Here is a 14,715-nt window from a genome sequence, read left to right as displayed (position 1 = left end):
CGCACGCCGACGGTGGACGCGGCGCCTCTCGGCGTTGGGCGACGATCACGTCATGAAGAAGTTCCTGGAGTACATCGGTGCGGCACTGGTCGTCGTCGGCGTATGCGGAGTCCTGCGTGAGCTGAGCGACGGCTGGTTCGCCTTGATGGGCTTCACGAAGTGGATCATCGAGCCGATCGGCTTCCTGGAGGGGAAGGAGCTCTACGCGCACATCGTGCTCGCGGTGCTGGGCTTCGCGATCCTGATGATCGCGGACCGCAGCGACCGCAGCGACCACAGCGGCTGAGGGCGTCACGGGCCTCGGTCCCCGGCACCGGCCTGGGTACCGGCACGGGCCGGGCGCGCGGCACGGGTAGCGGCACCGGCCTGGGTACCGGCACCGGCCGAGCGGGCGGAGCCGGTCATCGTCGCCAGCTGCGCCGCGGCGCTGTCGAGGAGCATGTCGAGCGCCGCCGGATAGGCGCTGATGTTCATCTCCGCGATCAGGTGCGGTGCGGCAGGTGCGATGTGGGGGTGTGTGTCCGCCGGCAACCGCGCGTAGGTGGCCTGCCAGACGGTCTCGTCCGCCCGGCGGGCCGCCTCGGGCAGCGCGAGGGCGGCCGCGTCCAGCGCCGCGAAGGCCAGCGTCTGGTCGATGAAGCAGTGGTAGATGCGTACCGCCGCCGGGGTGGGAAAGCCCGCCCGGTGCAGCACACCCAGGATGATCTCGTCCGACGCGATCTCATGGGTCCGTCCGGAGACCCGGCTCGCCGTCAGCACGGCCGCCTGCGGATGAGCCAGATAGGCGGCATGAATACGCCGGCCCAGTTCACGGAGGTCCGCCCGCCAGTCCGCCGAGGCGGACCAGCCCTTCAGCGCGCGGCCGATCAGCTCGTCGCCGACCGCCAGCGTCAGCTCGTCCATGCCGCGGAAGTAGCGGTAGAGCGTGCTGGGATCGGCCCCGAGCGCCGCCCCGATCCGGCGTGCGGTCAGCCCGGCGGCGCCGTGCTCGCGCAGCATCCGCAGCGCGGTCGTCACAATCAGCTGCTCCGAAAGGACCACGCCCGTCTTCGTGGGGCGACGCCGCCGCCGTTCGGGCTCCGGGACCACCTTCTTGGGCATCAGCCTGCTCCTTCTCGCCGTCGGCCACCCCGTCGGCCCCCCATCGGCCACCCCATCGGCCGCACGTCCGCCTTATGCCAACGCCATTGACGATATCAACGGCCGGTGAGTTTCATCGGGGGCCCGGGAACGTCCTGGGGGAAAGGGAAGGACCTGGTCATGCGCATCTTGCTGGTGGGTGCCGGTGGAGTGGGGACAGCCGTCACCCGGATCGCCGCACGCCGTGGATTCTTCGAACGGATGGTCGTCGCGGACTACGACCAGGCCCGTGCCGAGGCTGCCGTCGCCGCCGTTGCCGCGGTCACTCCGGGGCCGAAGGCGGAGGCGGAGGGCCGGTTCGCCGCCGCCTGCGTCGACGCCTCGGACGAGGCGGCGGTCAGGGAGCTCCTCGCGCGGGAGCGCTGCGACGTCCTGCTCAATGCGACGGACCCCCGTTTCGTCTTGCCGCTGTTCCGTGCCGCGCTCGCTGCCGGTGCCCACTACCTGGACATGGCGATGTCCCTGTCCCGCCCGCACGCGGACCGCCCGTACGAGGAGTGCGGGGTGAAGCTCGGGGACGAGCAGTTCTCCCTCGCGGACGACTGGGAGAAGTCGGGCCGGCTCGCTCTCGTCGGGATGGGTGTGGAGCCGGGGCTCTCCGACGTCTTCGCCCGCTACGCGGCCGACGAACTCTTCGACACCATCGAGGAGATCGGTATCCGGGACGGCGCCAACCTCGCCGTGGAGGGCTATGACTTCGCGCCCTCGTTCAGCATCTGGACCACGATCGAGGAGTGCCTCAACCCGCCGGTGGTCTTCGAGGCCGGCCGTGGCTGGTTCACGACCGCGCCGTTCAGCGAACCCGAGGTGTTCGACTTCCCCGAGGGCATCGGGCCGGTCGAGTGCGTCAACGTCGAGCACGAGGAAGTGCTGCTGATCCCGCGCTGGGTCGAGGCCGGTCGGGTCACCTTCAAGTACGGCCTCGGTACGGACTTCATCAACACACTGCAGGTCCTGCACCAGGTGGGCCTGGACAGGACCGACCCGGTCACGGTGCCGGGCCCGGAAGGACCGGTGCGGGTCTCGCCCCGTGACGTCGTCGCGGCCTGCCTGCCCGACCCGGCCACGCTCGGTGACCGGATGCGCGGCAAGACCTGCGCGGGCACCTGGGTCAAGGGGGTCAAGGACGGCCGGCCGCGCGAGGTCTACCTGTACCACGTCGTCGACAACGAGTGGTCCATGAAGGAGTACGGCAGCCAGGCCGTGGTCTGGCAGACGGCCGTCAACCCGGTCGTCGCACTCGAACTCGTCGCGACCGGGGCATGGTCGGGGACGGGCATCCTGGGGCCGGAGGCATTCGACGCGCGTGCCTTCCTCGCCCTGCTGGAGGAGTACGGCTCTCCCTGGGGGATGCGCGAGCAGTAGGGAGCCGAGCGGTGGCCCGCGGGGCGCGGGCCACCGCCTGTCCCGGCTGACGGCTGTCAGCCGTCCCCGGTCGGCCATCAGCCGTCAGGCATCAGGCATCAGGCATCAGGCATCAGGCAATGAACTGTGAACTGTCACAGAGCACTGTCAGCACAGCACGTTGAGCGCACCCGGCTGCACCCTGGCCGTCACGGGAAGCGTGGCGTCGACCTCGCCGTCGGCCCCGTACGGGACGGCCCGGTCGGCCTCGATGCGGACCTCCTTGCCCTGGAGGATCTCCACCTCGGGGCGCTTCAGGTGCTCGCCGGTCTTCAGCTCGTTCATCATCGCGAAGAACAGCCGCTTGGGAGCGTGCCGGATCACGACGACGTCCAGCAGTCCGTCGTCGAGCCGGGCGCCGGGGGCGATCTTGCGGCCGAAGCCGTAGAAGCCGGAGTTGGCCGCCACCACGGTGTAACCGCGCCGCTCGTGCAGCACCCCGTCCACCGTGATGCGGTAGTTCACGGGCCGCCACGTCACGACGGCGCGCAGACCACCCGAGTAGTACGAGGCCGCGCCCCGCAGCAGCCGGGAGGTGTTGGCGTACCGGTTGGCCACGGCGTCGACACCGGCGTACACGCTGCCCAGCACGGACGTGCCGGCGTGGACGGCCGATTCGACCCCGATGGTGTCGACCGCCCGGGGCGAGCCGTGGAGCAGCAGCTCCGCGAGGGCCGGCGCGTCGGTGGGGAGCCCCAGCGCACGGGCGAAGTCGTTGCCTCGTCCCGCCGGGACGAGGCCGAACACGGTGTCCGTGCCGCTGAGAGCCCCGCCGACACAGCCGGCTATCCCGTCGCCGCCGACGGCGAGCACGACGTGCCCTCGTTCGCCGGCCTGCCGCGCCACCTCCTGGGCGTGCTCCAGGCTGCGGCTGTACTGGGTGTGGAGCTGCGCCCCGGCCTCCCGCAGGAGCCGGGCCAGCGGGAGCAGGGCCGCCGTACCGCTGGACCCGCCCGCGGTGGGGTTGACGACGGCGGTGAACTGTCGCATGGATGCGCCTCCGGAAGGCAGGGGCCGGTTCAGCGGACGGGGATGAGCACGCCGGGGTTGAGGATCCCGGCCGGGTCGAGCTCGGCCTTGACGGCCTGCAGGATTCGGACGCCGACCGGGCCGATCTCCTGCGTGAACCAGTCGCGGTGGTCGGTCCCGACGCCGTGATGATGGCTGATGGTGCCGCCCGCCGCCAGGATCGCGTCATTGGCGGCACGCTTCGCGGGCGCCCAATGGGCGACCGGGTCGTCCCCCTGTGCCGAGACGACGGTGAAGTACAGCGACGCGCCGTTCTCGTACACATGGGATATGTGACACATCACCAGTGGCGGTGTACCCGCGTCGGTGAGGGTCGTGGTGAGCGCCTGGCGTACCGCGTCGTACAGGCCGGGCAGTGCGGACCAGAACCCGGCGGTCTCCAGGGTCTCGGCGAAGGCGCCGGCGTCGAGGAGCGCGTCGCGCAGATACGGGGCGTTGTAGCGGCCGTGCGCCCAGCGGTCGCCCGGCTCCTCGCCGACGAACTCGCCGCCGCAGGCGAGGAGCACCTCGCGGGCCCGGGCCCGCCGGTCCGCGGTGTCCTCGGCGGTGCCCTCGTATCCGGCGATCGCCATGCACCCGGCGGCCTGGGGGGCGTCCGAGCTGCCGATCTTGTCGGGCTGGGCCAGGCCGATGAACGTCTCGGTCTCGTCCGACAGGCGCAGCACGGTCGGCCGCGGGCCGTCCTGGGCGAGTGTGCGCAGGGCCGCCGCGCCCGCCTCGAAGGAGGAGAAGCGCCATCCCTCGTAGATCCGGGTCCCGGGGAGCGGGCGGATCCGGACGGTCACCGAGGTGATCACACCCAGCGCGCCCTCGGAGCCGAGGACCAGCTGGCGCAGGTCCGGGCCGGCCGCCGAGCGGGGTGCGCGGCCCAGCTCCAGGGTGCCTTCGGGGGTGGCGACGGTGAGGCCCAGCACCATCTCGTCGAAGCGGCCGTAGCCGGCGGAGGCCTGGCCGCTGGAGCGGGCCGCGGCGAAGCCGCCGATCGAGGCCCATTCGTACGACTGCGGGAAGTGGCCGAGCGTGAAGCCCTGTTCGTTGAGCAGCGCCTCGCAGTGCGGAGCGCGCAGCCCCGGCTGGATCGTGGCGGTCCGGGAGACCTCGTCGAGGGTCAGCAGACTGTCGAGGCGGCGCAGGTCCAGCGCGATGAAGCTCCGCTTCCCCTCCGGGGCCAGGCCGCCGACGACGGAGGTGCCGCCGCCGAACGGCACGACGGCCAGGCCGTGTTCGACACAGACCCGCAGGACGGCGAGCACCTCGTCGTGGCTGCCCGGGAGCACGACGGCGGCCGGGATGTCGTCGACCTCGCCGGCGCGGATGCGCAGCAGGTCGGGGGTGGACTTGCCGCGGGTGTGCCGGATCCGCGTCTCCGCGTCGGTGCGTACGTACACCCGGTCGCCCACGCGTTCGGCCAGCGCCTGGCGGGCCGCATCGGTCAGCGCGGCGTCGGGGACGGCGATGTCGCCGAGCTCGGCCGAACCGGTCTCGAGCGGTGTGACGCCGAGCAGGTCGCGCAGCAGGCCGATTACCGTGTCGGGCAGCGGGGCCGCCTTGGCCGGGTCGCCCCAGCCGCTCCACAACATGTCCACTTGGTCTGTTCCTCACCGTCGGTTCGCGGGGCGTTGTGCCGCGCGGCCTGCACTGGCATTACACTGTGACAGATGACGCCCATTCGTCACAACCATGCGGACTCGGATTCCGTGCTCGACGCAGCACGTGACTGCGTTCTGGCCGTCGGCGTACGCCGGACCACGCTGACCGATGTGGCCCGGCGGGCCGGTGTGTCACGTATGACGTTGTACCGCCGCTGGCCGGACGTACGGAGCCTGGTCGGCGATCTGATGACCAGGGAGTGGATCGCTCTCGCCGTCGGCACCATGCCCGCCGTCGTGCCCGGCGCCCCCACCCGGGCGCGGCTGGTCGACGGACTGGTCGACGGAGTCGCGGCCTTCCGCGCCCACCCGCTCTTCCACAAGATCCTCGACGTCGACCCCGAGCTGCTGCTGCCCTATGTGCTCGACCGCCGGGGCGCCAGCCAGGACGCCCTGCTGGGGCTCATCACCGGCGCCCTGAAGGAGGGGCACGCCGACGGTTCCGTCCGTGCGGCGCACCCGGACCGCCAGGCCCGCGCCCTGCTGCTCGTCGTGCAGTCCTTCACGCTCTCGCTGCGCACGATGACCGAACCGGACGACCCCGAGCTCACCGACGCGGCCTTCCTCGAAGAGCTGCGGACCCTTCTGGAGAGGACCCTTACGCCATGAGCAGCCCGAGTCCCGCCTCTTCGCTCAACGCGGCACGCCGCGCTCAGGAGCTCGCCGAACTCGCCGACGGCACCGGGGTCGACGTGCTCGTCGTCGGTCTCGGCGCGACCGGCGCCGGAGCCGCCCTCGATGCCGCCTCACGCGGTCTCACGGTCGCCGCGATCGACGCCCACGACCTCGCGTTCGGCACGTCCCGGTGGAGCTCCAAGCTCATCCACGGCGGACTGCGCTACCTCGCCACCGGGCAGCTGGACGTCGCCCACGAAAGCGCCGTGGAGCGCGGTGTGCTCATGGAGCGCACCGCTCCGCACCTGGTGCGCGCCCAGCCCTTCGTCCTGCCGCTCACCCCGCTGGTCTCCCGCTCCCAGGCCGCGCTGGCCTGGGCGGGCTTCCGGGCCGGAGACCTGCTGCGGGTCTCCGCCCGCACATCACGCGCCACACTGCCCGCGCCCCGCGCCCTGTCGGCGGTGGAGACCCGGCACATGGCGCCCGCGCTGCGGCCGACCGGGCTGCGCGGCGGGCTGCTGTCCTGGGACGGCCAGCTCACCGACGACGCCCGTCTCGTCACCGCGGTGGCCCGCACCGCCGGCGCGCACGGCGCGCGGATCCTCACCCGCGTCCGCGCCCTCTCCCTCAGCGGCTCGGGCGCCCGGGTCCGCGACGAACTCACCGGCGAGGAACTGGACATCCGGGCGCGTGCCGTCGTCAACGCCACCGGTGTCTGGGCGGGCGGGCTGGTGGACGACATCAGGCTCCGGCCGTCCCGGGGCACGCACCTCGTCCTGCGCTCCGAGGCCCTCGGGGGTCTCTCGGCGGGCATGCACATTCCCATCCCCGGGGAGACCAACCGGTTCGTCCTCGTCCTGCCGCAGGGCGACGGCCGGGTGTACGTGGGGCTGACCGACGAGCCGGTCGAGGGCCCGGTGCCGGACGTCCCCGAGGTGCCCGAGACGGACATCGGCTTCCTCCTCGACGTCCTGGGCTCCGCGCTCGACGTCTCGGTCGGCCGGGACGACGTCGTGGGGGCGTTCGCCGGACTGCGGCCGCTCCTGGACACCTCCGGCGCGGCGGGCTCCGGCCGCACCGCGGACATCTCCCGCAAGCACGCCGTGCTGACCTCGCCCGAAGGGGTCGTCACCATCGTCGGCGGGAAGCTCACCACCTACCGCCGGATGGCGCAGGACGCCGTCGACGCCGTCGTCAGCGCGCGCGGCCTGGCCGCCGGCCGGTGCCGGACGGCGGCGATCCCGCTGGTCGGCGCCGCCCGGCCGAGCGTGCTCGCGACGCTGGACGCGCCTCGGCGTCTGGTCCGCCGCTACGGCGCCGAGGCCCCGGCCGTCCACGCGCTCGGTCTCGCCGACCCGGCCCTGGCCCGTCCCGTCGTCCCCGGCCACCCGGTCACGGGCGCGGAACTGCTGTGGGCCGTACGCCACGAGGGAGCCCTCGACGAGTCGGACGTCCTCGACCGGCGCACCCGCATCGGTCTCGTCCCGCACGACCGCGGGGCGGCGGCCGCCGCGGCCCGCGAGGCCCTGGCGCACGGCTCCTGACGGATCAGCCGGTGGCGGTGTCCGCCGCCCTGCGCCCCCACCAGGTCCCCGCGAGCACCGGTGCGGCGCTCGTCAGCCGGACGGCGCCCAGGTGTTCGTGACCGCTGGCGATGCCCGCTGCCGCGGCTCACAGCGGCTCGGTGCCCAGCAGCAGGCTGACCCGGGACGGAGAGGTGCGGCGGACCGCCCACATCTGGACGACTCGGTCGACGGCGGCCACGCGGCCCGGGCATGCGCACGGGGCGCACCGGTGCTGTCGTTCCGGTGCGCCCCGCGAAGGGCAGGTGTCGTGGCTGCCCGGTCATAAGGGGGCGGTCAGCCGCCCAGCTCCTGGTGGCGGGCCACCAGGTCGCGTGTGCCCTGTTCGGTCAGCGAGCCGTACAGGCGCAGCCGGGAGAAGCCGCCGTCCGGGAAGATGTCGATCCGGACGTGGGTGCCGACCGCCGGGGTGTCCAGCACGAAGCGGTGGTTGGTGTCGGGCTGCAGACGGGTGCGCGGCAGGAACTCGGTCCACGCTGCGTCTTCATCGGCCGCGCAGTCCTCGCCGTCCTTGACGGACAGAGACGCCCAGCCCGCCGAGTTGCCCTTGAGGTAAGCGGTGTCGATCTCGACGGCACGGATCTCGGACTGGGCGACCAGCTGGTAGCGGATCCAGTCGTTGCCCTGGTCGCGGCGGCGGGCGGTCTCCCAGCCGTCGTCCATCTTGCGGGAGCGGCCCGGGTTGATGGTGTTGGTCGGCGGCGAGTAGAAGCGGTTGGAGGCGTCTTCGACCGAGCCGCCGTTCTCCAGCGCGACCACGTCGAAGGTGCCCAGCGTGGCGAGCCACGCCGGGTCGGGAACGACCTCGCCGTACACACGCAGCCGTGCGATGCCGCCGTCGGGGTGCTGGTTGACCCGCAGATGTGTGAAGCGCTGCTCGACCGTGACCTCGAAGCCGTTCGCCGCGTGGCCTCCGACGGGGGTGCGCGGGACCAGGGTCGTCCACTTCACGTCGCCGGAGAGAAGCTCCTGCGGTGTCGGGGCGCCCTCCACAGAGGTGCCCTCGATGGAGACGGCCTGCGGCATGTTGCCGCGGAAGTGGGCGGTGTCGACGACGATGCCGCGGATCACGCCGGGCGCACCGAGGCGTACGAGCGCCCAGTCGTGGTCCTCGGCGGTCGGCCAGGGCTGCTCGGCGGAGACACCGCGGCGGCGGCGGGTCTCCCAGCCGTCCATGATCTTGCCCTTGTGGCCGAAGTGCTCGGGGTCGAACTCGGCGGCCTCGGGGACGAGGAGGTTCTCGCGCTGGGCGAAGAACTCGTCGTTGGCGGCGATCACGCCCGCGCCCAGCTGACGGTCGGCGAGATTGGCGTAACTGGTGAACGGGAAGTCCGCGGTGCGGTAGTCGGCGTACGGGTCGCCGCCCCCGTACGGGTTCGCGTTACCAGTGAAGGACGGTATCGCCACGGTGTCAGTTGTTCCTTTCGAGCAGCCGGCCGGTCGGCTCGGCGAGGATGCCGTTCTCCACGATCCGCGTACCGCGCAGCCATGTCGACTTCACGACGCCGTGCAGGGTTTTCCCGGCGTAGGCCGTGACCTGGTTGCGGTGGTGGAGCTCGGCCGGGTCGACGGTGAAGGTCTCGTCGGGGGCGAGGACCGCGAAGTCGGCGTCACGGCCGGCCTCGATGGCCCCCTTCCGGGTGAGGCCCGCGAGCTCCGCCGGGGCGGACGACATCCAGCGGACGACGTCCTCCAGGGTGCGGCCGCGCCTGCGGGCCTCGGTCCAGATGGCCGGCAGGCCCAGCTGGAGCGAGGAGATACCACCCCAGGCGGAGGCGAAGTCGGGGGTCTTGAGGTCGGTGGTGCAGGGCGAGTGGTCGGAGACGACGCAGTCGATCGTCCCGTCGGCGAGGCCCTGCCACAGGGCGTCCTGGTTCGCCGCCTCACGGATCGGCGGGCAGCACTTGAACTCGGTGGCGCCGTCCGGGACCTCCTCTGCGGTGAGGGTGAGGAAGTGCGGGCAGGACTCGACGGTGATCCGCACGCCCTCGGCCTTGGCCGCGGCGATCAGCGGCAGCGCGTCGCTGGAGGACAGGTGCAATACGTGTACGCGCGCGTTCAGCCGCTTGGCGTGCGCGATCAGGTTCGCGATCGCCGTGTTCTCGGCGTCGCGGGGCCGGGAGGCGAGGAAGTCGGCGTACTTCGGGCCCTTGCGCTGCGGGGCGGCGGCCAGGTGGTGCGGGTCCTCGGCGTGCACGATCAGCAGTCCGCCGAAGCCCGCGATCTCGGCCATGGAGCGGGCGAGCTGCTCCTGGTCGAGCTCGGGGAACTCCTCGACGCCCGACGGCGACAGGAAGCACTTGAAGCCGAAGACGCCGGCGTCGTACAGCGGACGCAGGTCCTTGACGTTGTCGGGGATCGCCCCGCCCCAGAAGCCGGTGTCGATGTGCGCCTTGGGCCTGGCCACGTCCTGCTTGGTGCGCAGGTTGCCGACCGTGGTCGTGGGCGGGAGGGAGTTCAGGGGCATGTCCAGGAGTGTGGTGATGCCGCCCGCCGCGGCCGCGCGAGTGGCGGTCCAGAAGCCCTCCCACTCGGTGCGGCCGGGGTCGTTCACATGGACATGGGTGTCGACGAGGCCGGGGAGGAGGACGTCGTCGCCGAAGTCCTCGCGCCGGGCACCGGCCGGCACCTCGGCGTCGTACGGCAGCACCGCCGCGATCTTCCCGCCGGCGACGGCGACGGTCGCGGCGCGCGTCCCCTCGGGGGTGATGACGCGAGTCGAGCGCAGTACCAGGTTCACGTCCGTACCGGACACCCTGCCCCTCACTTCCGTACAGCGAAATTCAACGAACTGTTGAAGGAGTCTTCACCCCTGATCCCGGTCCGTCAAGACCCGCCCGGGCGACCTTGCAGGCTTAGACTTTTCCACAAAGTGAAATGAGAATTTCGTTGAGCAGAACGTAGCTATGCACAGCGGCAAGGACGCGGGACCATCGGAGGTGACCGCCAACACGCGGACAAACATGCCCTGACCGGCAAAGACGCCTTGACGTGAGCGGTGTGCCCCACGCAACCGCCCGGTAGGCTGCTACCTTGCCCGCCGCCTGAAAGGACCGTTGACGTGCCGACGTACAGCGCCAGCACCACCGACGCCGCCAAGCCCGCCGCGAACAGCGGTGGTGTTCAGTCCCTCGAGCGCGCCTTCGATCTGCTCGAGCGGATGGCCGATGCCGGGGGCGAGGTCGGGCTGAGCGAACTCTCCGCGAGCAGCGGACTTCCGCTGCCCACCATCCACCGCCTGATGCGGACCCTGGTTGCCTGCGGCTACGTCCGCCAGCAGCCCAACCGCCGCTACGCCCTGGGCCCCCGGCTGATCCGCCTCGGCGAGTCCGCCTCCCGACTGCTCGGTACGTGGGCCCGCCCGTACCTCGCCCGGCTGGTCGAGGAGACCGGCGAGACGGCGAACATGGCGCTGCTCGACGGCGACGAGATCGTCTACGTCGCGCAGGTGCCCTCGAAGCACTCGATGCGGATGTTCACCGAGGTCGGCCGCCGGGTCCTGCCCCACTCGACAGGCGTGGGCAAGGCGCTCCTCGCCCACACCCCGCCGGAGGAGGTGCGGGCCCTGCTCGCCCGCACCGGCATGCCGGCCGCCACCGAGAAGACGATCACCACCCCCGAGGGCTTCCTCGACGCTCTGGAGCAGGTCCGCCGCGCCGGGTACGCGGTGGACGACAACGAGCAGGAGATCGGCGTCCGCTGCCTCGCGGTCTCGGTGCCCAACTCGCCCACCGCCGCGGCGATCTCCATCTCGGGCCCTGCGGGCCGGGTCACGGACTCGGCGACGGAGAAGATCGTCCCGATCCTGCAGACGGTGGCGAAGGAACTCTCCGAGGCCCTGGCGAACACGTCGGCGCCGCAAGCCTGAGAGCCGCAAGCCTGAGAGCCGCAGACCGGAACAAGCAGACCTGAACGAGCAGACCTGAACGAGGGGGGTAAGGGGGCACCCCCCTCAGCCCCCTGCGCGTGAGGCAGAGGCAGCGTGCCGTCAGCCCCCTGCGGGGTGGGGCAGCGGCAACGCGCCGTCGAGCATGGTCACGACCAGGTCCGCCCGGTCCAGATGCGCTCGGTCGTGCGTGACCAGGACCGTCGCCGTGCCCCGCTCCCGGGTCAGCGAGACCAGCAGGTCGAGGACCGCCGCGCCCCGCTCGTGGTCGAGGGCGCTGGTCGGCTCGTCGACGAGGAGCACGCCGGGGTCGTTCATCAGCGCGCGGGCGATGTTGACGCGCTGGCGCTGGCCGCCGGAGAGCTGGTGCGGGCGACGGTCCGCCTGTCCGCCGAGGCCGACCGCCGCCAGCAGGCCCCGGGCACGGTCGCGCACCTGCCGTGGCCGCCGGCCCGAGAGGTGGGCCATCGCCTGGAGTTGTTCCACGGCCGTCAGCGAGGGCAGCAGATGCGGTTGCTGGAAGACGATGCCGATGTGTTCACGGCGCAGGGCGGCCTTCTCCCCGCGGCTCAGCACACCCGTGTCCGCACCGGCCACGACGACCCGCCCGGCATCGGGCGTGACCAGCGTCGCCGCGACCGCGAGGAGGCTGGACTTGCCGGAGCCGGACGGTCCGACGACCGCCGTGAGCGACCCCGCGGGGACCTGGAGCGAGACGGCGTCGAGCGCGGTCAGCCGCCCGTCGCCGTCCGGGTAGGTGAGGGTGACATCGTCGAGCAGCAGTGTCATCGGGCGCTCCCCAGCGCGGTGAGAGGGTCGACGGCGGTGATCCGCCGGACGGACAGCGCGGCGCCGAGCACACCGAGCACGATCATCACGGCGGCCGGCGGCAGCACGGTCGACGGCTCCAGCACGAACGGCACGTCCCCGCCGCCGACCAGCGCGCCGGTCCCGGCCGCCAGCGCGGTCCCCAGCAGCGTGCCGGCGCCCAGCATGAGCACGGCCTGCCCGAGCGCGTCCCGCAGCAGATACGCGGTGGCGGCGCCGAGTGCCTTCAGTACGGCGATGTCGGCGCTGCGCTGGATGGTCCAGACGGTGAAGAACGCGCCGACGACCAGCGCGGAGATGGCGAAGAGGAAGCCGCGCATGAGCTGCAGCGAGCCGTTCTCGGCCTGGTAGGACCCGATGGCGGTGAGGGCGTCGGCGACCGTCCGGGTCTCGGTGCCCGCGGCCTCGTCCCCGGCCGCGAGATCCGCGCCGCCGTCCGTGCGCAGCGCGATGACGGTGGCCTGCTGCCGCGGGGTCGTGCCGGTGCGGCCGAGCTCCTGCCAGTCGTCCAGCGCCGTCCAGACGACGGGGGTGTGGCTGTGCGAGGCCTCACCTGCGACGGCCGCGACGGTCACGTTCCGCGGCCCTATGCGTACGGAGTCGCCCGCGGAAGCGCCGAGTTCCTCCGCGGCCTGGACGGAGAGCACGGCCCGGCCGGGAGCGAGCCTCGCCGGCGCGATGCCGCCGTCCGGCTCGACCCCGAACACCGAGACGGCCGCCGTTCGGTCTCCCGCGCTCGCGTTGAGCGTACGGATGCCGACGGGCTGGGCGGAGGTGACACCCGGCCGGCTCGCCCACGCCCGCCACGCGCCCTCCGTGACGGTCGAGTCGGTGAAGGACACCGACCGGCCGGAGGGCGGGGCGTCGAAGGCGAGGTGATCGGCGGGCAGTCCGGTGACCGCCGAGACGTTCTCCCGGGCGAGCCCGGCCGTCAGCCCGGACAACAATCCGACGAGCAGCGTGATCAGCACGATCACGCTGCCCATCAGCGTGAACCGCCCTTTGGCGAATCTCAGATCTCTCCATGCCACGAACATGGTCACCAGCGTGCGGGCGGCGGGCGTGCCCGGGCATCGCACGGCGGATGGCCGCGGCATCAAACTTTCGGTTGACTGACGTATGACATGTCACGTCTCGAACTCGTGGACCGAGTAGCCGAATCCGGTGGCCCGGGCAGTCCCCCGCATCCGTAGGTGCGGGGTGTCCGGGTCCCCGACGAGCCGGCGGTTGGTCTCGGCGATCGCGCGCTCGACGAACTCACCGAGAACCGGGTCGAGTTCGACGGGGTGGGAACGGTCGGTGTCGAGCCCTGTCCAGGTGTACGAGGTTGCCTTGGTGACCAGGGCGGACAGCGCCTGGCGTGCGGCCCAGGCGTCGGCGCCGCGCCCGGCGCGCTGGGCGGTGAGCATGTCCAGCGCGGTGCGGGCCGCCCGTCCCCAGGCCTCCGTGGCGTCCAGCCAGGGCTTCGTCTCGGTGAGGAGGACCGGGTCGTCGAGGCGGGCGCGCAGCACGGCGGGCGCGTTCTCGATCTCGCTGAGCGCACGGTGCAGCCGGGCGACGGAGTCGCTCCGTCCTACGGTCCGTCCAGCGCTCCGTCCCGGGGCTCCTCCAGCGGCCCGTCCGGCCGTCCCTCCGGCACTCCGTCCGGCCGTCCCTCCAGCACTCCGTCCAGCCGCCCAGTCCCGCCAGAAGGCATCGAGCCGGGCGGACAGTGCGGGCGCGGGCCGCGGGTCGATCCGCGACGAGCGGCTGAGTCCGGCGAAGGCGCGCAGTGCGGACGCGGTCCGCGGGTCGTGGCCCGCCAGTTCGCTGATCGCGGCCGCCCAGGAGCGCTCGGGGTCGTACGCGGTGTCGTTCCAGGCGTAGTCTGCGACGGTGAACAGCGACAGCAGGGACGCACGGACCTGAGGCATGGGGCTGGCGATGAGCCCGACGGCCGCCCCGGGACGGCCCGGTGCGGCGAGTGAGGGCTCGCGGCCCGTGTACGGGCCGAGCAGCAGTCGCCCCGGTACGTAGTCGTTGACCGGGTAGTTGTCCCGGAGCAGCACGGGGTGGCCGAAGACCTTGCGGACGGCGGCGACGTCCGCGCGGGTGATGTGCGGCGCGATCACTTCCGCCCCGGTCCACCGAACGACGACCGAGGGATCGAGGTCGCGTGCGAGGCCTTCCGTGTACGCGGTCCCGGCGGTGCCCGAGTACTCGGTGGGCACCATCACCAGCGGGGCGGCGCCGGAGTGGGTGGTGATGAACTCGCGCTGGACCGCGTTGACGAGGTGCGCCTGCGCGGCGGCGGACGCGGCGGGTCCGGTGCCGAAGGCCGCACGGTCCGCGCCGGAGTTCCACTCCGGGTGGTCGACGTCGTCGAACGCCACGACGAAGGTGCGTACGCCGATGTCCCAGAGCGACGCGAACTTGGCGGTGAGCGCGCGGGACTCGGCGGGGTCGGAGCAGCAGACGGAGGGGCCGGGAGAGAGCACGTACCCGAACTCGACGTGCCGGGCCTGGGGGGGGGGGGGGGGGGGGGGGAGGCGGGGGGGGGGGTGCTCTTGGTGGGGGGTGTTTCCGTCCGGGAGCGAGGAAG

Annotated in this window: 13 protein-coding genes and 1 pseudogene; 5 read left to right on the top strand and 9 right to left on the bottom strand. The window is 72.4% G+C overall.

Going from position 1 to position 14,715, the window contains the following annotated elements:
* Window positions 1–52: 52 nt before the first annotated feature.
* Entirely contained in the window at window positions 53–286 is a 234-nt protein-coding gene (locus tag AC0699_RS14970) for a hypothetical protein (RefSeq protein WP_478659908.1), read from the top strand.
* A 5-nt stretch (window positions 287–291) separates the two neighbouring features.
* On the opposite strand, the gene AC0699_RS14965 is transcribed toward AC0699_RS14970, so the two are convergent.
* Complete coding sequence (locus tag AC0699_RS14965; RefSeq protein ID WP_478659905.1) at window positions 292–1,101, bottom strand: TetR/AcrR family transcriptional regulator; 810 nt, start codon at window positions 1,099–1,101, stop codon at window positions 292–294.
* 159 nt (window positions 1,102–1,260) lie between these two features.
* Between AC0699_RS14965 and AC0699_RS14960 the strand changes: the two genes are divergently transcribed.
* Window positions 1,261–2,505 carry a saccharopine dehydrogenase family protein gene (locus tag AC0699_RS14960; RefSeq protein ID WP_478659903.1) on the top strand — a complete coding sequence of 415 codons (1,245 nt, stop codon included), beginning with the start codon at window positions 1,261–1,263 and terminating at the stop codon, window positions 2,503–2,505.
* A 147-nt stretch (window positions 2,506–2,652) separates the two neighbouring features.
* On the opposite strand, the gene AC0699_RS14955 is transcribed toward AC0699_RS14960, so the two are convergent.
* Both AC0699_RS14955 and AC0699_RS14950 read right to left on the bottom strand, forming a co-directional pair.
* A complete protein-coding gene (locus tag AC0699_RS14955; protein WP_478659901.1) occupies window positions 2,653–3,534 on the bottom strand; it encodes a diacylglycerol/lipid kinase family protein in 882 nt (293 codons plus the stop codon).
* A gap of 29 nt (window positions 3,535–3,563) precedes the next feature.
* Window positions 3,564–5,159, bottom strand: coding sequence for an FAD-binding oxidoreductase (locus AC0699_RS14950; RefSeq protein WP_478659899.1), 1,596 nt, complete (start codon window positions 5,157–5,159; stop codon window positions 3,564–3,566).
* Between the two features lie 72 nt (window positions 5,160–5,231).
* On the opposite strand from AC0699_RS14950, the gene AC0699_RS14945 reads away from it, so the two are divergent.
* Both AC0699_RS14945 and AC0699_RS14940 read left to right on the top strand, forming a co-directional pair.
* Window positions 5,232–5,831, top strand: coding sequence for a TetR/AcrR family transcriptional regulator (locus tag AC0699_RS14945; RefSeq protein WP_469772389.1), 600 nt, complete (start codon window positions 5,232–5,234; stop codon window positions 5,829–5,831).
* Window positions 5,828–7,381: a glycerol-3-phosphate dehydrogenase/oxidase gene (locus tag AC0699_RS14940; protein WP_478659897.1), complete on the top strand. Its 1,554-nt coding sequence runs from the start codon at window positions 5,828–5,830 to the stop codon at window positions 7,379–7,381. Before AC0699_RS14945 ends, AC0699_RS14940 begins: the two co-directional genes overlap by 4 nt.
* A gap of 4 nt (window positions 7,382–7,385) precedes the next feature.
* Here AC0699_RS14940 and AC0699_RS14935 read toward each other — a convergent pair.
* The 3 genes and pseudogenes from AC0699_RS14935 to allB form a co-directional block, all read right to left on the bottom strand.
* Window positions 7,386–7,580 (bottom strand): annotated as a pseudogene (locus AC0699_RS14935) (EamA family transporter); the annotation flags it as partial.
* 116 nt (window positions 7,581–7,696) lie between these two features.
* Window positions 7,697–8,827: an allantoicase gene (gene alc, locus AC0699_RS14930; RefSeq protein ID WP_478659896.1), complete on the bottom strand. Its 1,131-nt coding sequence runs from the start codon at window positions 8,825–8,827 to the stop codon at window positions 7,697–7,699.
* Between the two features lie 4 nt (window positions 8,828–8,831).
* On the bottom strand, window positions 8,832–10,175 hold the full coding sequence (gene allB / locus AC0699_RS14925; protein WP_478659895.1) for an allantoinase AllB: 1,344 nt from the start codon (window positions 10,173–10,175) through the stop codon (window positions 8,832–8,834).
* Window positions 10,176–10,481: 306 nt separating this feature from the next.
* Between allB and AC0699_RS14920 the strand changes: the two genes are divergently transcribed.
* The gene (locus AC0699_RS14920; RefSeq protein WP_478659893.1) at window positions 10,482–11,288 is read left to right on the top strand and encodes an IclR family transcriptional regulator; all 807 of its coding nucleotides are present in this window, start codon (window positions 10,482–10,484) and stop codon (window positions 11,286–11,288) included.
* A gap of 120 nt (window positions 11,289–11,408) precedes the next feature.
* Here AC0699_RS14920 and AC0699_RS14915 read toward each other — a convergent pair whose 3' ends face one another.
* The 3 genes from AC0699_RS14915 to AC0699_RS14905 all read right to left on the bottom strand — a co-directional run.
* Window positions 11,409–12,095: an ABC transporter ATP-binding protein gene (locus AC0699_RS14915; RefSeq protein ID WP_478659891.1), complete on the bottom strand. Its 687-nt coding sequence runs from the start codon at window positions 12,093–12,095 to the stop codon at window positions 11,409–11,411.
* Window positions 12,092–13,171 (bottom strand): ABC transporter permease, encoded by a 1,080-nt coding sequence (locus tag AC0699_RS14910; RefSeq protein ID WP_478659889.1) that lies wholly within the window; start codon window positions 13,169–13,171, stop codon window positions 12,092–12,094. The genes AC0699_RS14915 and AC0699_RS14910 overlap by 4 nt, the downstream gene beginning before the upstream one ends.
* Before the next feature lie 90 nt (window positions 13,172–13,261).
* The coding region (locus tag AC0699_RS14905) for a beta-N-acetylglucosaminidase domain-containing protein (RefSeq protein WP_478659887.1) at window positions 13,262–14,715 on the bottom strand (1,454 nt) is incomplete at its 5' end.

The organism is Streptomyces sp. NPDC043870 (genome assembly GCF_056435785.1).
The sequence above is the reverse complement of the archived record's forward strand: the minus strand, read 5'-3'. Positions and strand labels throughout refer to the sequence as shown.